Origin of the sequence: Marinobacter qingdaonensis (assembly GCF_034555935.1) — a bacterium.
In the GTDB taxonomy this organism is placed as follows: domain Bacteria; phylum Pseudomonadota; class Gammaproteobacteria; order Pseudomonadales; family Oleiphilaceae; genus Marinobacter; species Marinobacter qingdaonensis.
In genome coordinates, this window is sequence record NZ_JAYDCJ010000001.1 from 141,750 (window position 1) to 162,473 (window position 20,724).

The window sequence follows — 20,724 nt, forward strand, 5'->3', positions numbered from 1 at the left end:
CCGCTTACGCATGGGCCGGGATCAGTCGATCAGGCCGGCTTCTTTGTAGTACTTCGCGGCACCCGGGTGCAGGGGCGCACTCAGCGCGTCGGAGACCATCTCTTCCTTCTTCAGGTTAGCGAAGGCCGGATGCAGGCGCTTGAAGCTGTCGAAGTTCTCGAACACCGCCTTGACCACTTCGTACACCACGTCGTCGGCCACGTCGGTGGAAGACACGAAGGTCGCGGCGACACCGAAGGTGGTCACGTCCTCGTCACTGCCACGGTACATGCCGCCCGGGATGGTGGCTTCGCGATAGTACGGGTTGTCGGCAATCAGCTTCGCGGTGGCGTCGTTCTCCACGTTCACCAGCACGCTGTCGCAGGACGTGGTGGCTTCCTTGATGGAGCCGGACGGGTGACCGACGGTGTAGAAGAAGGCGTCGATGTTGCCGTCACACAGGGCCTGGGACTGCTCCGCCGCTTTCAGCTCGGCGGCCAAGGAGAACTTGTCCATGCTCCAGCCCATTTCCTCCATCAGCACTTCGGCGGTGGCGCGTTGACCGGAACCCGGGTTGCCCACGGAGACCCGCTTGCCTTCCAGGTCTTCGAAGCTGGTGATGCCGGAACCCTTGCTGGCGACCACGGTGAACGGCTCCGGGTGCAGGGAGAAGACCGCCCGCAGGTCTTTGTTGGCGCCGTCGTCCTTGAACTGGCTGGTGCCGTTGTAGGCGTGGTACTGCCAGTCGGACTGGGCAACGGCCAGGTCGAGCTCGCCCTGGCGGATGGCGTTCAGGTTGTAGACCGAGCCACCGGTGCTTTCAACGGAGCAACGGATGCCGTGCTCTTTACGGTCCATGTTGACCAGTCGGCAAATGGCGCCACCGGCTGGATAATAAACACCCGTGACACCCCCTGTGCCGATCGTCACAAAACGCTGCTCCTGGGCAGAAACCGAGGTCGAGGTGGCCCCGAAGCTCACGGCAGCAGCTACAGCAAGCGCGGATACCTTAAGTTTCAGTGTCATGTGAGTTCTTCCTTTTTCTGATAGTTGTGGTTTAAAGCGAGTCGAGTACTACGAACAAGCTTAGGGTTCGTCTTAGAACATAGACCACTTGATAGTATAAATAAAGTTAGACTTTTTGGGCTAAGCGGTTGACCGGAAAACAAAAAAGCCCGCTGAGCGGGCTTTTTTGCAGCGTCAGAAATGCTTATTTCGAGGCGCGGGCCTTGGCCAGCATCCGGTCCGGACGCAGCAGGAAACGCGCCAGTGCCGGCAGCAGCCAGATGGCTCCCACCATGTTCCACAGGAACATGAAGAACAGCAGGAAACCCATATCGGCCTGGAATTTAATGGGCGAGAAGATCCAGGTCACCACGCCCAGGCCCAGGGTCACCCCGGTGAACATGACCGCCTTACCGGTGGACTTCAGGGTCTCGAAGTAGGCGTCCTGCAGGGTCTTGCCCTCCAGCAGGAACTTCTCGAGCTTGCTGTAGATATAGATGCCGTAGTCGACACCGATACCCACACCCAGCGCGATCACCGGCAGCGTGGCCACCTTGATGCCGATACCGGACACCGCCATGATCGCCTCACACAGGATCGAGGTCAGACCCAGCGGCACCACGATACACAGCACCGCCCGCACGGACCGGAACGTCAACAGGCACAGCAGGCTCACTACGCCGTACACCATGATCAGCATCTTGTCCTTGGCGCTCGAGATGACCTCGTTGGTGGCCGCCTCGACACCGGCGTTACCGGCCGCCAGCAGGAAGGTGTGATCCTCGTTGTTGGCGCTTTCGGCAAACTCCTCAACGCTTGCCACCACAGTCTGCAGGGTTTCCGCCTTGTGATCTTCCAGGAACACCAGCACCGGGGTCAGGCTGCAGTCGGTGTTGATCAGACCGGACGGTGCGTTCCGGATGGATGCGTTGATGATGGTCTGGTTCCGGGAGATTTCGAACCACTTCCAGTTACCTTCGTTCAGCGCCTTGGTGGTGATCTTGGAGACGTCCGCCAGTGACACCGACGACTGCACGCCCGGGGTGTTCTGGAGCTGCCACTGCAGGCTGTCCATGGCGCGCAGAACATCGTGCTGGGTGCACTGCTCAACCGGCGTCTTCACCATCACTACCAGCACGTCGGCACTGGTCGAGTAATTGTCGATGAGGAAGGCGTTGTCCTTGTTGTAGCGGGAATCGGCCCGCAGTTCCGGCGCGCCGCGATCCAGGTCACCGATTTTCAGGTCCTGCTTGTAGTACAGACCCAGGCCAAGGCCCACCACTGCGATCAGCAGGGAGATCGGCGCCACACCGGGATGGGAGAAGTAGGACATGATGCGCCATTTGCGGTCCTGCTTTTCGCCGTGGTTCTGCACGTGCTTGACGCCACCCTTGGAGATGCCGATGTAGGACATGATTAGAACGTGCAACACCAGGTTGGTGACAATCACGAAGGCGACACCGATACCGGCGGCGACCGCCAGGTCCCGGATCACGTCGATTTCGATGAAGAACAGGGTCAGGAAGCCGAAGGCGTCGGAGATCAGCGCCAGCATGCCCGGAATGTACAGGGCACGGAACGCCAGACGGGCCGCGGTCACCGAGTCGAAGCCCTTGGCCGCCTCGACCGCCATGGCGTTCACGATCTGCACGCCGTGACTGATGCCGATGGCGAAGACCAGGAACGGGACCAGAACCGAATAGGGATCCAGGCCGTAGCCCAGCAGGCGCAGTGCACCCAGCTGCCAGAACACGGCAATGATGGAGGTAAACACCGGCACCAGGGTGCCCGCGATGCAACGGGAGTACCAGAACAGCAGCAGCGTGGTCAGGGCGATGGTGATACCGGCAAACCAGGCAATGGCGCCGATGCCCTCGATCAGGTCACCAACTTTCTTGGCGAAGCCAACGATGTGAATCTCGATGTTGGGATTCTGGGCTTCGTACTTGTCGCGAATCTTTTCTTCGAGCTGACGGGAAAACTCACCGTAGTCCAGCGGCTGGCCGGTTTCCGGGTTCTTCTCATACAGCGGGGCATACACGATGGTGGACTTGAAGTTGTCCGCAATCAGTCGCCCTACTTCGTTGGAACGCAGTGCGTTCTGGCGCAGCTGCTCCAGGCTGGAGGCCGAACCGTCGTAATCGTCCGGAATCACCGTGCCGCCCTGGAAGCCCTGCTCGGTCACTTCCACCCAGCGCACGTTGGAGGTCCACATGGACTTCAGACCGGACCGGTCAACGCCGTCCAGGTAGAAAACCTCGTCGGTGATCTGCTTCAGCGTCTCCATGTACTCGGCGCTGAAGATGTCACCTTCTTCCACTTCAACCGCGATCCGGACGAAGTTGCCCAGGTTCTGCAGGTCGTCCCGGTGATCCAGCATGTTGACGATGTACGGATGCTCCAGCGGGATCATCCGCTCGAAACTGGCGTCGGGCTGAATCTTCACGGCGTTGTAGCCGAGGAAGAGCGTCAGCACGAGGAAGCCCATCAGGATCAGGGCACGGTTGTTAAAGATCAGGCGTTCCAGAAACGGCTCCGCCTTTGGCGTCGTCAGGTAATGCTCGCCCTTGTCATGCTTAGGGTTGGACATTCAAAAGCCCCTCTATTTTCGGTTCGATTGTTGCCACATCAGGGCGTTATTGAAGGTTTTTGCCTTTGGCATCGGCTTTTTGCGCACCACCTTCGCCGACCAGCAGCAGGTCGGTACCGGAAACCGGCACAACGCTCATCACACCTTGCCGGTCATCGCGCAGATACTCGCGGAAGGTGTCGCCACCGTTACCACTGGTGAGCACGGCACCGCCGTTACCGACCAGAATGATCCGGTCCTTTTGCGAAGCACCGTCGTTCAGGGTGGCGGTCGAGCCGGTGGTGACCATGGACCAGGATTTGCCCAGGTCGGAAGAAAACATCAGGGTGCCGCGCAGGCCGAAGGCCAGCACTTCATTGACCCGGCCGGTGCCAACGACACCGAACAGCGAGCCTGGGTAAGGGCTCTCGCGGCGCTCCCAGGTCTCACCCTGGTCCACGGAGACGTGGATCTGGCCGGCCTCACCCACCATGACCAGGGCACCACCGCCAATCTGGGTCAGGGCGTTCAGGTGAAACTTCTGCGGGTTGTCCAGCTTGGGCGACCAGTCCTGCCAGCTCTCGCCACCGTCCTGGGTGCGGAAGAACAGGCCGTAGGCACCCAGGGCAAAGCCGTGATCCTGGTTGTCGAACCAGACATCGAGGAAGGGATTCACCGGACCAACGTCGAGGTCGGCTTCCATGTTCTCCAGGGTGAAGTACAAGTCATCCAGCGCCCACTCAAGATCCGACTTCTCGTCCTCGGGGGCGGATTCGACCCGCTCCTCCATGGCGGCAATCGCTTCTTTCTGGCTCTCGATCGCCAGCTCCGCGGCGCGGACACCGGTCAACTGCACTGACCAACTTTCACCGGCATTGTCCGAATGCAGCACCACACCGCTGTGACCGACCGCCCAGCCGTGCGTCTCGCTGCCAAAGTCCACTCCGGTCAGGGTCACCGACACCGGCACCTCGGCCTGGGTCCAGCTGGCGCCTTCGTCGTCGGAGTAGATGATATGGCCACGCTCGCCCACCGCAACAAGGCGGTCACCGGCACGCTCAACATCGTTCAGAAGATTGTCCGGAGCCAGCTCCGTTGGACGCGCTGGGGTTTCAAGAACGTCCGCGATCGCAAATGCAACTGGGGACGCACAGGCCATGGAAAGCCCAAGGCATGCTGCACCAAGGGTTTTACACATTAAGCTTGTAGCCATTCGGATTGCCTATAGGTTGTTGATAAACGTGTAACGTGATTCGGTCGTCGGGCCCGTCAGAACAAACATACCGACAACTCGAAAGTTGCCGGTATGGTCAGTGCCAACGTTGAATCGGCACAGAGGGTTCCATTTTTAACGGAATTTAGCGCACGCTCCGGCGACGCAGGGACGCCGGCGAGAAGTAACGCTTGTTCGGTACGTCATCGGTGAAGACCCGGGTATTCGGCTCTTCGGTGTCCAGACCCTGGACGTGGTAGCGACGGGCCTGCAGATCGTGGAAGGCCTCGAGGGTTGTCCACACACCCGGCAGCTCGTAGTAGTTCTTCACCACGCCCATGCTCACCCGCCAGAGTTCGCCGCGGCCGTCGTACTGGTCCAGCAGCAACGTATTCCAGCTGTCTTCATCCACGTAGAAGCGGCGCTTGGCGTAGATGTGGCGCTCACCGTCTTTCAGGGTTGCGGTTACCACGTGTACCCGATGCAGCTCCCAGCGCATCAGGTCCGGGTTCAGGTGCGACATACCCAGGATTTCGGAGTACGGCAGACCTTCCTGGGCGATTTCGTAGTTGTTGTAGGGCACGTAGATTTCACGCTTGCCCTCGTAGGTCCAGTTGTAGCGGTCCAGGGCACCGTTGAAGATGTCGGTGTCGTCCGCGGTCCGCAGGTTGTCCGCGGCGGCAATCGGCGAGTCGTAGCCCAGGTTGGGCGCACGGCGAACCCGACGCTGACCGGCGTTGTAACCCCAGCCGTTGCGGGGGTTGATGATCTGGTTCATGGTCTCGTGCACCAGGATCGCACCACCGGCCAGACGGGGCGGCGACTGGGTGAACGACAGGTAGTAGAAGATCACGTTCTCCAGTTGGTCTTCGCCGCCTTCCGGGTTGTAGAAGTTGAAGAAGGCCTCCTGCTGCGACGTCACCAGAGTGTAGTCGCCATTCTGCTGTACCGCGACTTCACTGGCCCGGCGGGTCAGGGAAATGCCGCGCCAGCGGGTCAGGTGGTTCCAGATGACCTGCCAGGCTTTCTGTTCGTCGTTGCCGTGCAGGATCGGAAACGGGTAGCCGCCAAACGCGCCATCAATGCCGGCGCCCTCGCCCACGATTTTTGCACTGGTGGCGTTCTCACGGGTGTTCTGGGCAACCCAGTCCGGCACCGAGTGCGAGCGACGGGTCTGGTAGACGGGAATGCGGAAAGTGGTCGGATAGGTATCCAGCATGGCCTTGAGGCCATCGGTCAGATGCTCGGAATACTGCTCGGCGTTGCTGGCATTGATGGTGAACAGCACCTGGTCGTCCGGGTACGGATTCGGGTGAAAATCACCACTGCCTTCGTAACCGGCCGGTGGCTCGGTAATACCGCCATCCCAGGCCGGAATGGTGCCGGCGTCGTTACCGGCTTTCGGGGAACCGAAGGGAGTCAACTCGTTACCCAGGCGCGCCGCCTGGCTGGACGAAACGGCCGCGGAAACCGGCGCAGCGGCAACAGTAAGGGCCATAAGGCCGCCGAGAATAGCGTTCTTATTGTATCGCATATCTAACCTTAGTCCGTCTGGAAGCCTCTGGAGGGCTTTTTATTATGGTCTGCACAGGAGCACAGACTTTCCGACAGGTTAGCCGATCCGTCAATATTGTCTATCGACCGAAAGTGCGATTTTGTATCCGGCTGTGACGGCGGTCAGCCCCCGCCACAGCCGGTTCCGTCTGACTGGTGTCAGCCGGCGAGACTCTTGTGCACCACCTCGTAGACGTCCCGGGACAGGCCGGTCTTGTCGCGGATGCGCTCCAGCGCCGCTTTCATGCGCTCGCTGTAGGCCGGGGCGAACTTCTTCCAGCGCGTCAGCGGCGTGACCAGGCGGGCGGCAATCTGCGGGTTGCTGTCATCGAGACGACAGACCTGCTCGGCCAGGAAGTCGTAACCGGAGCCATCCGGGTGGTGGAAGGCCGCCAGGTTCTGACCGGCGAAGGCCCCAATCACTGACCGGACCTTGTTCGGGTTCTTCCAGTCAAAGGCCGAATGTTCAAGCAGTGCCCGGATTTGCGGCAACTGGCCGGCGCGGTCGCTGGCGGCCTGTACCGAAAACCACTGCTCGACCACCTGGGGATCGTCCCGAAAGCGCTCGTAAAAGGCCTCCAGAACCTGCGCCCGGTCGTCCTCGTAGTCGGAATTGACCAGCGCGCGCAGCGCACCCAACCGGTCGGTCATGTTGTCGGCCGAACGGAACTGGCGCAGCGCCAGCTCCCTGCCCTCTTCGTCGTTGATCTGCAGCAGCCAGGCCAGGGCCGTGTTGCTCAGACTGCGACGGGCGATCTGGTCCGGTGTCACCGCGTAGGCGCCGGATTCCAGATTGCGCCGGTAACAGGCGACGAGTTCGTTGCGCAGGGCGATGGCCAGGTGCTTGAGGACCCGTTCGCGGGCGTCGTGGATGGCCGGCACATCGGCGCTGTCCGACAGCTCAATGAGATAGGCCTCCGATGGCAACTGCAGCATTTTGGCCACCAGCGCCTGATCCAGGGAGGAATCGGAAATCAGGTGCCGGTAGGCGGTGACCAGGCGCGAATCCACCGCGGTGTCCTTCGGGGTTCCGATCAGGGACTGAATCACGTCCACCGCCAGCCGCTGGCCGGCGTCCCAGCGGTTGAATCCGTCCGGATCGTGGCTCATCAGGAACAGCAGTTGTTCCCGCGTCCAGGGGTAGTGCACCCGGACCGGCGCCGAGAACTGGCGCAGCAGCGACGGCACCGGCCGCTCCGCCAGACCGTGGAATTCGAAGGTTTCCTCGGCCTGGGTCAATTCCAGGACCCGATCGGTGGGGGCATCACCCTGGTCAGCCGCCAACCGCAGCGGCAGGGACTCGCCCTTGCTGCCGAGCAGGCCCAGGGCAAAGGGAATGTGCTGGGGCTTCTTACCAGTCTGGCCCGGGGTATCCGGGATGGCCTGGGCAATGGTCAGCCGGTAGACGCCCTGATCGGCGTCAAAGTCGTCCGACACATTGAGCACAGGCGTGCCGGCCTGCTCGTACCACAGCCGGAACTGGGACAGGTCGCGCCCGGAAGCGTCTTCCATGGCCTTGACGAAGTCGTCGGTGGTCACCGCCTGGCCGTCGTGGCGCTGGAAGTACAGATCGCTGCCCTTGCGGAACAGCTCCGGGCCGAGCAGGGTGTGAATCATGCGCACCACTTCCGCGCCCTTCTCATAGATGGTCAGGGTGTAGAAGTTGGAGATCTCCATGTACGAGGCCGGACGCACCGGATGCGCCATGGGGCCGCCGTCCTCGGCGAATTGGGCCGTCCGCAGCAGGGTCGCGTCTTCAATGCGCTTGACCGTGGGCGAGCCCATATCGGAGGAGAACTGGGAGTCCCGGAACACGGTGAAGCCTTCCTTGAGACTGAGCTGGAACCAGTCACGGCAGGTGACCCGGTTGCCCGACCAGTTGTGGAAGTACTCGTGCGCCACGATCGCCTCAATGCGTTGGAACGCCAGGTCGGTGGCGGTGTCCTGGCTGGCCAGCACGCACGAGGAGTTGAAGATGTTCAGGCCCTTGTTCTCCATGGCGCCCATGTTGAAGTCGTCGACCGCCACAATCATGAAGATGTCCAGATCGTACTCACGCCCGTACACCTCCTCGTCCCAGCGCATGGAGCGCTTGAGCGAATCCATGGCGTGGTCGCATTTCTCGGCATTGCGAGGCTCCACGTACATGCGCAGGTCAATCTCGCGACCGGAGCCGGTGGTGTAGGCGTCCCGCTTTTCCACCAGGTCGCCGGCGACCAGGGCAAACAGGTAACAGGGCTTGGGGAACGGGTCTTCCCAGGTGACAAAGTGCCGGCCGTCCGCCAGCTCGCCGCGCTCCACGTCGTTACCGTTGGACAGCAGCACCGGGTAGGCCGACCGGTCGGCTTCAATGCGGGTGCGGAACCGGGACATGACATCGGGACGGTCCGGGAAGAAGGTGATGCAGCGGAACCCTTCGGCCTCGCACTGGGTGCAGAACATGCCGGAGGATTTGTACAGGCCTTCGAGCCGGGTGTTGTTCTGGGGCTCGATCCAGGTCACCACGGTCAGGTCGAATTGCTCGGGCACGGAGGCGACGATCAGCTTGTCGCCACGGTCCTCGAACGCCCCCTCGGCCAGCGCCTGGCCGTTCAGGGCCACGGATTCGAGCACCAGGCTGTCGCCATCCAGTTCCAGGGGCGCGGCACCGGCGTCGGACTCAGGGTTGCGCCGCACCGCCAGGGTGCTGTGAACCCGGGCGCCGTCCTCGAACAGCTCGAACCGCAGGTCGACGGTGTCCACCAGGTAGGCGGGAACGCGGTAATCGCGCAGGTAGATGGTCTGGGGCTGATTGGTGCGCATTGTCGATCTCCAGATTGCTCAGCCGCTGACTGCCGGTCGCCCCGGCAGGCGGAATGGGTCAAGTCTCAGGCGGGTTCGGGCGGATCAGTCGTCCGCAACCCGGAAATGAACTTCGTAACCGGTGAATTTCCGGATATTGATCACGCCGGTGTCCAGGATCAGGTACTGGCCTTTGATGCCCTCCAGCACGCCCTCGACCGACGGTGTTTTGTCCAGATTATGCGTCTTTATCTTTTCGGGCCAGACCGCAACGGGATAACTGAGCGCCTGCCCGGTTTCCCCGGCCACCTCACGAATCGAATCCTCGCCGTGGGTCGCCCGCAGCGCCGCCAGGTCGTCGGCGATCAGCCCCAGCATGCGCTCGCGTTCGTGCGCCAAATCCAGCTCCGGTACATCGCCCTTGAGCATCGCCCGCCAATTGGTTCGATCGGCCACGTGGCTCTTGCAGGCCACCTCGACCAATCCGGCGATGTAGCGCGAGGACACCCGCACCATCGGGGTGGCATCCACCGCGCCCTGATCAATCCAGCGGGTGGGCACCTGGGTGCCGCGGGTGATCCCCACTTTCAGACCGGAGGAATTGGCCAGGTACACCACGTGTTCGACCATGCAGTGGGTTTCGCCCCACTCCGGTTCACGGCAGGTTCCCAGGTGGTAATGACATTTCTCGGGACTCATGATGCAGCTGTCGCAGGCCGCCAGCTTGCGGAAGCAGGGGTAGCAGAAGCCCTGGTTGAAGCTTTTCTTGGTGGTGCGATCGCAGTTGATGCAGCGGATCACCCCCTCGAAATCGATGTGCACCCGTTTGCCCAGGCAGTCATTCAAGGGAATACGGCTGTCGCCCACCGCCAGCGTGTAGGCCACGGGCGCGCCGGCTTCGGCCGGCATCTTGCGCAAGCGCCCGGTGACGTCGATCAGATCGCTCAAGACTTAACCTCAACAAACTGGTTGGGATCCACGTCCGGTTTTTTACCCTGGGCGCGCTGCACCGAGGGGTCGCAGGCGGTACCCGCCTTGCTGCCGCGGTCGATGTAACCGGTCCGTTCGTCTTCCGGGATGCCGTGCAGGTTCTCGTAGTAGATCACGGCCCGAAGGCTGATTTCACGCTGCTCCGGCGTGAGCTTGCGACCATCCGGCCACTTCCCCAGCTCCACCGACTGGCGCAGGCTGCGGTAGACGTTGGGATCCAGTCGTTCGATCAGTTCATCGTAAGTCATTCGGTACTCCCGAAATCTTTTCAAAAAAATGTGCCGGAATCGTTTGACATACGCAAACGATAATAATTATCATTCACTCACCAAATGACAACGGTCGTTTCATTTGGTCTCTCTCATCAGGAGCTTATAGCTCTTTTAATGCCCCACCTCTGGTGGGGCTTTTTTTTGCGCCCGCGCTATTTCTTTACGGGCAAAACCAGCGCCAGGGCCACCCCGCTGACGAATCCGCCCAGGTGCGCCTCGTTGGCCATGCGGCCCAGGCCCAGCAACTCGGTCAATGGCGTAAAGCCGATCACCATCCAGGCCACCGCAAAGGTGACCAGTGCCGGCGGGAACTGGAACCTTGGCGCCTTACGCTGGCTGAGCCAACAATACCCCAGGATGCCATAGACCACCCCGGACAGGCCGCCAAACAAGGGTCCCGAAACCAGATACTGAAGTCCATTCGAAAAAATACTGGTGGCCAGGAACAGCACGACCAGCCGGCCGCGGCCATCGAACCATTCCACCTGGCTGCCGAGGAACCACAGCATGACCGCATTGAAGATGATGTGGGTCCAGCTGAAGTGCAGGAAATCCGGAGTCAGCAGGCGCCAGACCTGGCCGCTGGCCAGGGTGTTGGCGAGGGCATCGATTCGACCGGCCATGGTGGTCCAGTCGAAGGTGCGCGGATCGACCACCATCAAGGCGGCCGCCAACTCGTTGCGGCCCAGGGATGTGGCCCAGACCATCACCACCGCGGCGATGATCACCCCGAGCACCAGCGGCGCGTGCCGCGGTGACGGTTGCCAGCGTCCGCGCACGAATACCGGCGAGTGCTGCTGGCGCTCCACCGCGTCGCGCAACTCGGGTTCGGCCAGGAAGCGTTCCAGGGCCTCCAGCACCGGCTCGGCGTGATCGGGATTCTCCAGCCAAAGGACCTGGTGACCGCCTTCTTCGGTGATCCGGTGAGCCACCCCCTGCCCCGCCAGCCAGCGGCTGAAGGCGGCAAGGTTTACGTTGGTTTCCAGCTGTTTTACCCGATACACAAACGACCTCGATGCTCAGGAAATGGGAGGCCCGCTGACTCAGCGGGCAAGGCTGTCTTCCGAGCCGGCGTAACCGCCCTGCTCCGGACGATCGACGTCCACCCAGACATACTTGTCCGGCGACAGCACGGATTCACCGTCCATGCGGTAGGCCACCAGCTTGCCGTACTTGACGGCGCTGTAGTCGAGGCAGGCGACGTTGGCTTTCAGGGGCGCAGGCTCCCCTTCCATCCAGTAATGGCCCACGAACACCGGCGGCGCGTCCAGGGGGTAGCTGATCAACTGCTTGTGCTCGGCTGCGGTCAGCTCCTTGGCAGCCACCTCTGGCGGCAGGGGATCGGGCTGGAACACCACATCGGCGTAGGTGCGGGGGTGGTCGGCCCAGAACTTGGTCCGGAAAAACTGGCGGACATAGCCGTCCCGACCGGTGATCGACATGCCCTCAGGCAAGCGCAGATCGGTGCCTCGCAGCAGGGTGTCCATCACCTGGCCGGCGAAGGATTCCAGGGCGGCCGAGGCGTGCAGGAAATCCTCGTCGATGCAGGCACCCCCCTGGGTCCGCTTGAATTTTTCGATCAGGTCTCCGTCCCAGCAGGCGTGCACCACCCGGAAACTGTCTTCCTCGATGAACAACGGAATGGTGTAGAACCACTCCAGGAACTCGTTCCATTCGTGCGGGTGATCGTCGAACTGCTCCAGGGTTTCCCGAATGAGCCGGTCGTGCCGGGGGTTGTGCTCGCGCAGCCACTTTTTCCCGCTGCCCGGCCGGGCCCGGGTGCAGTAGCCCAGGGCATTGTACTCGTGGTTGCCCATCACGATGCGGGCCGAGCCGTGCTCCACCATGTCCCGCACCAGGTGCAGGGCTTCCCGGATGCGCGGCCCCCGGTCGATGATGTCGCCGATGAAGATGGCCTGGCGCTTGGGGTGCTGGTACACGCCGTTGCGTTTGCGATAGCCCATCTGCTCCAGCAGCCGGACCAGGGTGTTGGCGCAGCCGTGGATGTCGCCGATGATGTCGTAACCGCGGTTTGCGGACTTGCTGTTTGTTGCCATGATCAACTCGCTGAAATCTCGCTGGCCCAGCCAAGCTTGTCACGGCAAGTGGCGTAGAAATTGTGGTCGGTCGGGTGAATCAGCCGGATCTTGAACGGCTTTTTGGTGATGCGGATGATGTCGCCCGGGGCGCAAGCGATGTTCATCTGGCCATCGAAGGAGATCTGCGGGTAGGTTTCGTTGGTCTCGCCAATCACCAGCTTGATCTCGCTTTTACCGTCAACAACGATGGGGCGACTGCTCAGGGTGTGCGGGAACATGGGCACCAGCACCACGGCGTCGAGCTTCGGATGCATGATCGGGCCACCGGCGGACAGCGAATAAGCCGTCGACCCGGTCGGGGTGGCGACAATCAAACCGTCGGAGCGCTGGCTATAGACGAAATGGCCGTCAATGAAGAGGTCGAAACCGATCATCCGGGTGGATTTGCCCGGGTGCAGGACCACGTCGTTGAGGGCGGTGCCAAAACCGAGTGGCTGGCCGTTGCGTTCGACGTTGCCGTCGAGCAGGAATCGGGTTTCCTCGATGTATTCGCCTTCCAGGACCTTGCCCAGGCGCTCCTCGAGATCGGAGGGGGAGATGTCGGTCAGGAAGCCCAGGCGCCCGCGGTTCACCCCCAGCAGGGGTATCTTGGACTTTGCCAGTTCACGCGCCGCGCCCAACAGGCTGCCATCACCGCCCACCACAATGACCAGATCACAGATCTCGCCCAGCAGCTTTTTGCTGGCCACCTGCAGACCGTGGCCCGGCAACATGCCGGCGGTGTCTTCCTCCAGTATCACGTGGTAGTTGTTGGCAATCAGGTATTGCTTGAGCTGGCGCAGGGATTCAACCACCTTCACGCTGCCCATCCGGCCTATGACGCCAATGTTCCTGAATTGATCCATGAGGCTTCCTGTGGTGTCGGGACGCGATGGGGCCGGTCAGATCCGTCGGCCCCGTGACAAATTCGACCACAGTTTAACGAAAGTCACCTCGATACTGAAAAAAGATCGACGGCTCAGGACTGGTGCTTGGCGCAGCGATCATCCACACCCGGGCGGAATTCCGCCGGCTGGGTGACCCGCATCAGGGGCTCGCCGCACGCCTTGCCGTCGGGTCCGGCGTGCCGGCACACCGGCTGCTCGTAGTGCTCCAGCCAGTCGCGGTAGGCCGGTTCGTTGATGCCGCAGCGTTCGGCGGCGTAGGCCACAGGGTTGGCGAAGTAGGTTTCGATGGCGTCGAACGGCAGGGTCACGTGGCCGGCACCGGGCTGGTAGGCCACCAGGAACGCCGACTGGCGCTTGAGATGGTCCATGATGGAATTTTCCGCCGGCTCGCGGTTGCGCAGTTCGTGATTTTCCTGCTCCAGCGCCACAATTCGATCATCCCGCAACTCCAGCTCCCGCTGCTTGCGATCCAGCTGTTCCCGCAGCAGGGTCAGCTCGGCCCCGGCGTTGGCTTCGTCCCGCTTCTGGGCCTCGCCGCCGGCGGCAATCTGTTCCTGCATGGTGAGGTACTGCTCGTTGCGCTCGGACAGCCGCTTTTTCAGCTGCTCGTTGCTGAGCCGCTGGCGTTCGTATTTCTGCTCCAGATCTGAAAATTCACTGCGCAGGGTCTGCAACTCCAGCCGGTGCTCACGCTGGATGTCGGCCAGGGTGTCGCGGTGGACACTCTGCAGGGTCTTGATCCGGAGCCGCTGCTCGCGAATCAGCTGGGCCAGGCGGGTGCGGTCGGCCGAGCCGGCCCCGTCGCCCTCGCCGTCCTCGGACGAGGAACCGGCGTCGAGCACGGGAATGTCCTCGTCCTCGGTCACCGGCTCCAGTTTGCGGAACTTCAGGGCATTGCCATCCACGGCCTTGCGGATGGCCTGGAAATGGTTGCTACCAGGGGTCATGTCCGGATCCCAGAGGTCCTCGGCGAAGCGCGGTTCCGGGCACTGACTGCGACACACCAGGCGGATCGGGCCAGCGCCCATATCAGGGCCCTTGGCACCGCGCTTGGCCAGCTCCTCGATGGGCAGACTCCAACTGGTGTCGGCCCGGCCTTCCTCGTCGAACCAGATCCGGAAGAACACCAGGGCCTGCACCAACAAGTCGCCGCTCAGTTCCACCAGCACCGCGGTAACGTCGGTCTCAGCCAGGTCCGACAGCCCGACATAGCCGTCGAGGAAGGCGCCGAACTCGCTGGCGCGCATCTGGCGCGCCACCTGGCCCTCCTCCACGAAAAACACCGCCTGGTAACCATCCGTCGCCCGGTCGGCAGATCCCATCGACTCTCCCCTTACTCCAAGAATTCGACACCCACACGATAAAACCCTGAAAAGGTTTCCATCTGACGCCGGTATCGACAGAGCCGCGCGCCATTTCTGGCGCGCGGCTCTGCAAACTGACAGACATTAGGTTACCAGTCTAGCCAGTCAATCTTCGGTGCACAGGGAAAAACTGCAACGTTTTGTGTTTGCCTGTGTGACCGGGTCGGCGGAGCCGTGCCGTTACAGCTCGGCCGCCAGTCGACTGCCCTGGTTGATGGCGCGCTTGGCATCCAGTTCCGCCGCCACGTCGGCGCCGCCAATCAGGTGCACCGGCACGCCGGCCGCCTCCAGCCCGGATTGCAGTTCGCGCAGCGGCTCCTGACCGGCACAGACGATGATGGTGTCCACCGGCAGCACCCGATCCTCGCCCTGCTCGGCGCCCTTGGGCGTGATGGTGATGTGCAGGCCCTCGTCATCGATCTTGCGGTAGCTGACCCCCGGCACCATCTGGACCTGACGGTTTTTCAGAGACGTGCGATGGATCCAGCCGGTGGTCTTGCCCAGGTTTTTGCCAACCTTCGAGGCTTTGCGCTGCAGCAGGAACACTTCCCGGGCCGGCTCCGGCACTTCCGGGGTCACGCCGTTGATGCCGCCGCGATGTTCAACGCTCAGGTCCACACCCCACTCGCGCATGAAGTGCTGGGTGTCCAGGGCGGCCGAGGTGCCCTTGTGCACGATGAACTCGGACACGTCGAAGCCGATACCACCGGCGCCGATCACCGCCACCTTCTGGCCGACGGGCTTGCGGTCCAGCAGCGCGTCCAGGTAGCCGATGACTTTCGGGTGCTCGATGCCTTCAATCTCCGGCGTGCGCGGGCTCACCCCAGTCGCCAGCACCACCTCGTCGTAGCCGCCGGCCTTCAGGTCCTCGACATCGACCCGGGTGTTCAACCGCACATCGACGCCGTGCTTGTCGAGCATGACCCGGAAATAGCGCAGGGTTTCGTAGAACTCTTCCTTGCCCGGAATGCGCTTGGCGACGTTGAACTGGCCACCGACTTCACTGCCGGCGTCGAACAGAGTCACCTGGTGGCCGCGCTCGGCCGCCACCGTGGCAAAGGCCAGGCCGGCGGGGCCAGCGCCCACCACGGCAATGGATTTCGGCGCCGCGGTCTTGACCCAGGTCAGCTCGGTTTCGTGACAGGCGCGCGGGTTCACCAGGCAGGAGGTCAACTTGCCACTGAAGGTGTGATCCAGGCAGGCCTGGTTGCAGCCAATGCAGGTGTTGATTTCATCGGACCGGTCTTCGGCCGCCTTGCGCACCAGATCGGCGTCGGCCAGGAACGGACGGGCCATGGACACCATGTCGGCATCCCCCTCGGCCAGGATCTTCTCGGCCACGTCAGGCATGTTGATGCGGTTGGTGGTGACCAGGGGAATGCTCACCTCGCCCTTGAGCCGCGCGGTGACCTTGGTAAAGGCGCCCCGGGGCACCGAGGTGGCGATGGTCGGTACCCGGGCCTCGTGCCAGCCGATGCCGGTATTGATGATGGTGGCGCCGGCCTTCTCGATTTCCTTGGCCAGGTGCACCACCTCCTCCCAGGTGCTGCCGTCCTCGATCAGGTCCAGCATGGACAGGCGGTACACCAGGATGAACTTCTCGCCCACCCGCTCGCGGACCCGACGGACAATCTCAATGGGCAGGCGGATGCGGTTTTCGTAGCTGCCGCCCCAGCGGTCGGTACGGTGGTTGGTGTGGGAGACGATGAACTGGTTGATGAAGTAGCCTTCCGAGCCCATGATCTCGACGCCGTCGTAGCCGGCGTTCTGGGCCAGCGCGGCACAGTCGACGTAGTCCTGGATCTGCTTTTCGATACCCGCTTCATCCAGCTCGTTCGGGGTAAACGGGTTGATCGGCGCCTGGATCGGCGACGGGGCGACCAGTTCCGGCGAGTAGGCGTAGCGACCGGCGTGCAGAATCTGCATGCAGATCTTGCCGTCGGCTTCGTGCACGGCCTGGGTGATGATCCGGTGGCTCTGCACCTCGTCGTCATTGGTCATCTTGGCGGCGTGCTGGAACACCCCGCCCTCGACGTTGGGGGCGATGCCGCCGGTGACAATCAGACCAGCACCACCCCGGGCCCGTTCGGCGTAGAAGGCGGCGAGGCGCTCAAAACCGTTCTTGGCCTCCTCCAGACCGGTGTGCATGGACCCCATCAGGGTCCGGTTGCGCAACTTGGTAAAGCCGAGGTCGAGCGGCTCCAGCAGATTCGGGTACTTGGCAACGCCCGGGGTGGCGGTCTCGGTCATGATTGGTCTCCTCAGGTCTCAGTGCAGGCGGACCTGCGATGGGTCCGGCTCGTTTTCTGCCCTTAAAGTACCCGCGGCCCTTGCCTTCAACAATATCCACCAATAACATTTTATTATCTTCAGATAGCATGTCAGACAAAGGCAACCCATGACCACCCCCGTGCCACCACCGCCTACACCCCGCAACGCGCTCGGCACCATCAGCGTTCTGCACGCCTCGATACTGCTGCGGGCCGCGGCGGCCGAAGGCGCCGACACCGCGGTGCTGGCCGACAATTTCCGGCTGGGCAGTGACACCCTGGGGTCGCCGGCGGCCCGCATCAGCATTCCGCGCTTCATGCGCCTGGGCCATGCCGCCATCGCCCAGACCGGCAACCGGGCCCTGGGCCTGCGTATGGGCGCACTCACCCGCCCGGTGGATGCCGGCATCGCCGGACTGGCCGGCCAATCCGCGCCCACGGCCGGTGCCGCCATCGGCACCCTGGTGCGCTACTCCCTGCTCACCAGCCAGAACAGCCGCGGCGCACCGTCGGTTCAACCGGCCGAGCGCAAGGTCCGGTTCTATTCGATCCGGCCCTACAACGGCTTCAACTTTTTTGTGGTGGATTCGGTGCTGGCCGCCTGGACCCAGTTTATCCGGAACGTGACCGGGCACTATGACGTGCTAGAGCGAGTGACCATTGAGTATCCGTCCATCGGTCTTGATGACCAGTTCGAGGCCTGGTTTCGCTGCCCGGTCCAGTTTGGCGCAGCCGAGAACGCCCTGACCATCAAACCGGACCTCTGGCGACAGCCGAGCCTGCAGGCGCAACCTGCCATGCACGAAAAACTGGTGGAACTGTGCGACCGGGAACTGCAGCAGATTGAACGGGGCTGGTCGGTGGGGGATCGGGTACGGCATCTGCTCACGCCCCTGCTCCGGGGCGAAACGCCAAGCCTGGAGACCATCGCCGGCAAGCTGGGGGTCGCCTCCTGGACGCTGCAACGGCAGTTGGCGGCGGAGGGCACGCGGTTTCGGGAACTGGTGGACGATACCCGCAAGCATCTGGCCAGGGACTACATTCGGGAGACCAGCACTTCGCTGGCCGAAATTGCCTGGCTACTGGGGTTTGCCAATCCCCCGGCCTTTCACAAGGCGTACCGGCGCTGGTTTGGGATCAGCCCAGGGGAACATCGACAACAGCTACGGGCAACGGACTAGATTTCGGTGGCGTCGTCCCACCCCTCATCGTCGTCGAATTCCTCGAACTGCTGTTCAATGAGCTCTTCTTCGTAATCCCGCATAGAAAATCCTGTTGACTGGTCGTAACACGGCATGAGCCTGACCGATCAATGTGACGGGATGATGACAAGGACAATGGAAATCAAAAAAGGAGGGAAAAAATGGCGGAGCGGACGGGACTCGAACCCGCGACCCCCGGCGTGACAGGCCGGTATTCTAACCAGCTGAACTACCGCTCCGCGTTGATCATCACGTCTTGCCTGGGAGGCGGTGCAGTCAGGGGTGTGACTGCTCGGTGACAACGAGGGCGCATTATAAAGAGGCGCCCCGTTATGTCAACGCTTTTTCCGAAAAAAGTTTCGGAAAAAGCATTCGTTACATGGCTTCGACCATCGCGTCCTTGCCCTGGGCGTTTTTCCGGTACTCGATCGGCGTCATGTTCGACCAGCGCTTGAACGCCCGATAGAAGGTACTGGGCTCCGAGAACCCGGTCAGGTAGACGATCTCGTCGATGGACTCGTCGGTGGTGGCCAGCAACTGCCGCGCCAGCCGATAGCGGAAATCCGCCAGAACCTGGTTAAAGCTGGTCTCGGCCTCGGTCAGACGAGTCCGCAGGGTACGGGGCTTGATGCCCAGGCGCTCGGCCACGGCATCCAGGGTCACCTCACCGCTGTCCAGCAGTTCGGCCACGATGCGCTCGACCTGGCCGACGATATCCTTCCTTTCCAGACGGGCGATCTGCTCGCTCGCGAAGCGTTCGTGCAGATCCAGAAGTTCAGGTTCGGCATGGGGCGAGGCGTGCGCCAACAACGATACCGGGAAGTAGAGACGGTTTTCGGTTGCACCGAAGGCCACCTCGCAACCCAGAACCTCCGCCACATGCTCTTGGCCACGCTCACGCTCATGCTCGAACTCAACGCGGGAAGGGTAGAAGGAATCGTCAGTAACAGAGCGGAAGAAAGTGATAACCCCCTGCACGAAACACTCGTTGAAATGCCTCAGGCGACTCACCTCCTCGGAGGCGGCGTCCAACACGAGGCAGGCGTGATCACCCTCCATGATGAACTCCATGTTGGCGGCGTCACTGAGCAGGCGCTGGTAGTTCTGCGCACGCCTGAGTCCCTCGCCAAAGGTGGGGCTACTGAGAAACAGGTACTCCAGCACCTGCCCCTTGTAGGCGGGTAACAGCTGCCCCAGGTGCAGACCGATGTCCGGGTCGCCGGAAACCTCTTCCAGAGCCTGCCAGATGTACACCTGCGCGCTGTGAGGGGTACGCAGCTTATCGGAGTAAACGTAGCTTTCGTCCACCCCCAGGCGGTTGAAGATGGCCTCGACATCGACGCCTTTCCTTTTCATCGCCTCGTAAATCAGGCGCAACATCACTCCCGCGTCACGAAGTTCCTGCATAAGACCCCGCTGTTATTATCTTATTGATGTAATCCTACTTTGACCCACCGGACAGTTAGCGTCGCACACCGGGTCAATGCCTGAGCCGGCCGAGTTTGCCAGAGTTTGAAGCCTGTCACACGAATGTTCGCAGGCTAACCGCTGGCATTAAAGCATATTAGGCCACGGACGCACAGCCGTACTGGACGGAAAACGAGGCGAGGAGGTTTTGCCCATGCCAGACACACTGACTTACCGTAACGAAGCACCCAAATTGCTTCCGCTCTATGCCCGCGCCCTGTCACGCAAGGGAGGCCGCGGCGCCAGCGACATCACACTGCCCGAATTGAGCGCCAGACTGGTTGGCGCCGGCACCTCAAGCCCGGCTCTGGACCGGTTTCAGGCCATCTGCGGCGCGCCGCAAACCCGGCACCTGCCGATCACTTGGCCCCATCTGATAGCTTTTCCACTGCACCTCAGGCTGCTGACGGACAAGCAGTTCCCGCTGCCACTGCTGGGCCTGGTGCATTTGAGGAACACCATCACCCAGCACCGGGACATTGGCCGGGGCGAGATTCTCGACCTGAGCGTGCGTCTGGGGGCTCAGGAGCGTACCAGTCGCGGCATTGAGTTTGACCTGATCACCGAAGCCTACGCCTCGGGCCGGCTGGTTTGGGAGGAATCCAGCGTGAACCTGTTCCGGCAGCCCGCCCCGAACGAGGGTGCCAATAAGGGCAAGTCGGCACCGCCGAAGCTCGAGCGCTACCCCAACACCCTGGACGTGAGTGCACCGGAAGCCATCGGCCGCCAGTACGCCGCCGTGTCCGGGGACCGCAACCCGATCCACATGCACGCCCTCAGCGCCAAGGCCTTCGGTTTTCCGAGGGCGATTGCCCACGGCATGTGGAGTAAGGCGCGGGTGCTGGCGCTGCTGCAACAGCAGCCCGACTGGCAAGCCGGACCAGTGCGGGTGAGCTGCCAGTTCAAGAAACCCCTGTTCCTGCCGGGCACGGCGCAGCTGAACTGGCAGACCGGGACGTCCGGCTGGGATTATCAGTTGCTCAACGCGAAAGGCGATGCGCCTCACCTGAGCGGGCGTATCGATTGGCTGTAACGGATTGGACCCGGTGCGAGGACCGAAGCCGGAGTGAGC

Annotated in this window: 15 protein-coding genes and 1 tRNA gene; 2 read left to right on the plus strand and 14 right to left on the minus strand. The window is 62.2% G+C overall.

All coding sequences use genetic code 11. The features are described 5' to 3' along the window. Positions 1-21 precede the first annotated feature (21 nt). The 12 genes from U5822_RS00620 to U5822_RS00675 all read right to left on the minus strand — a co-directional run bounded on the left by U5822_RS00620 (position 22) and on the right by U5822_RS00675 (position 16,963). On the minus strand, positions 22-1,005 hold the full coding sequence (locus U5822_RS00620; protein ID WP_322853690.1) for a TAXI family TRAP transporter solute-binding subunit: 984 nt from the start codon (positions 1,003-1,005) through the stop codon (positions 22-24). 184 nt (positions 1,006-1,189) lie between these two features. Further along, entirely contained in the window at positions 1,190-3,574 is a 2,385-nt protein-coding gene (locus U5822_RS00625) for an efflux RND transporter permease subunit (protein WP_322853691.1), read from the minus strand. A gap of 46 nt (positions 3,575-3,620) precedes the next feature. Continuing rightward, entirely contained in the window at positions 3,621-4,712 is a 1,092-nt protein-coding gene (locus tag U5822_RS00630; RefSeq protein WP_322853692.1) for a WD40/YVTN/BNR-like repeat-containing protein, read from the minus strand. 199 nt (positions 4,713-4,911) lie between these two features. Continuing rightward, complete coding sequence (locus U5822_RS00635) at positions 4,912-6,300, minus strand: DUF1329 domain-containing protein (protein WP_322853693.1); 1,389 nt, start codon at positions 6,298-6,300, stop codon at positions 4,912-4,914. 179 nt (positions 6,301-6,479) lie between these two features. Then, complete coding sequence (gene pepN / locus U5822_RS00640) at positions 6,480-9,122, minus strand: aminopeptidase N (protein WP_322853694.1); 2,643 nt, start codon at positions 9,120-9,122, stop codon at positions 6,480-6,482. An 84-nt stretch (positions 9,123-9,206) separates the two neighbouring features. Then, positions 9,207-10,049 (minus strand): DUF2797 domain-containing protein, encoded by an 843-nt coding sequence (locus U5822_RS00645; RefSeq protein WP_322853695.1) that lies wholly within the window; start codon positions 10,047-10,049, stop codon positions 9,207-9,209. Beyond that, entirely contained in the window at positions 10,046-10,339 is a 294-nt protein-coding gene (locus U5822_RS00650) for a YeaC family protein (RefSeq protein ID WP_322853696.1), read from the minus strand. The genes U5822_RS00645 and U5822_RS00650 overlap by 4 nt, the downstream gene beginning before the upstream one ends. A 176-nt stretch (positions 10,340-10,515) precedes the next feature. After that, the gene (locus U5822_RS00655) at positions 10,516-11,367 is read right to left on the minus strand and encodes a rhomboid family intramembrane serine protease (RefSeq protein WP_322853697.1); all 852 of its coding nucleotides are present in this window, start codon (positions 11,365-11,367) and stop codon (positions 10,516-10,518) included. A 39-nt stretch (positions 11,368-11,406) separates the two neighbouring features. Continuing rightward, the gene (locus tag U5822_RS00660) at positions 11,407-12,420 is read right to left on the minus strand and encodes a metallophosphoesterase (protein ID WP_322853698.1); all 1,014 of its coding nucleotides are present in this window, start codon (positions 12,418-12,420) and stop codon (positions 11,407-11,409) included. A 2-nt stretch (positions 12,421-12,422) separates the two neighbouring features. Continuing rightward, the gene (locus U5822_RS00665; RefSeq protein WP_322853699.1) at positions 12,423-13,307 is read right to left on the minus strand and encodes an NAD(+) kinase; all 885 of its coding nucleotides are present in this window, start codon (positions 13,305-13,307) and stop codon (positions 12,423-12,425) included. A gap of 113 nt (positions 13,308-13,420) precedes the next feature. Continuing rightward, entirely contained in the window at positions 13,421-14,671 is a 1,251-nt protein-coding gene (locus tag U5822_RS00670; protein ID WP_322853700.1) for a DNA repair protein, read from the minus strand. 222 nt (positions 14,672-14,893) lie between these two features. Next, positions 14,894-16,963 carry an NADPH-dependent 2,4-dienoyl-CoA reductase gene (locus U5822_RS00675; protein WP_322853701.1) on the minus strand — a complete coding sequence of 690 codons (2,070 nt, stop codon included), beginning with the start codon at positions 16,961-16,963 and terminating at the stop codon, positions 14,894-14,896. Between the two features lie 148 nt (positions 16,964-17,111). Between U5822_RS00675 and U5822_RS00680 the strand changes: the two genes are divergently transcribed. Continuing rightward, positions 17,112-18,164, plus strand: coding sequence for an AraC family transcriptional regulator (locus tag U5822_RS00680; protein WP_322853702.1), 1,053 nt, complete (start codon positions 17,112-17,114; stop codon positions 18,162-18,164). Between the two features lie 183 nt (positions 18,165-18,347). On the opposite strand, the gene U5822_RS00685 is transcribed toward U5822_RS00680, so the two are convergent. Next, a tRNA-Asp gene (locus tag U5822_RS00685) sits at positions 18,348-18,424 on the minus strand. Positions 18,425-18,560: 136 nt separating this feature from the next. Further along, positions 18,561-19,592: an AraC family transcriptional regulator gene (locus U5822_RS00690; protein ID WP_322853703.1), complete on the minus strand. Its 1,032-nt coding sequence runs from the start codon at positions 19,590-19,592 to the stop codon at positions 18,561-18,563. Positions 19,593-19,806: 214 nt separating this feature from the next. Here U5822_RS00690 and U5822_RS00695 point away from each other — a divergent pair, with 214 nt between their 5' ends. Continuing rightward, positions 19,807-20,685 (plus strand): MaoC family dehydratase, encoded by an 879-nt coding sequence (locus U5822_RS00695; RefSeq protein ID WP_322853704.1) that lies wholly within the window; start codon positions 19,807-19,809, stop codon positions 20,683-20,685. Positions 20,686-20,724: the final 39 nt, after the last annotated feature.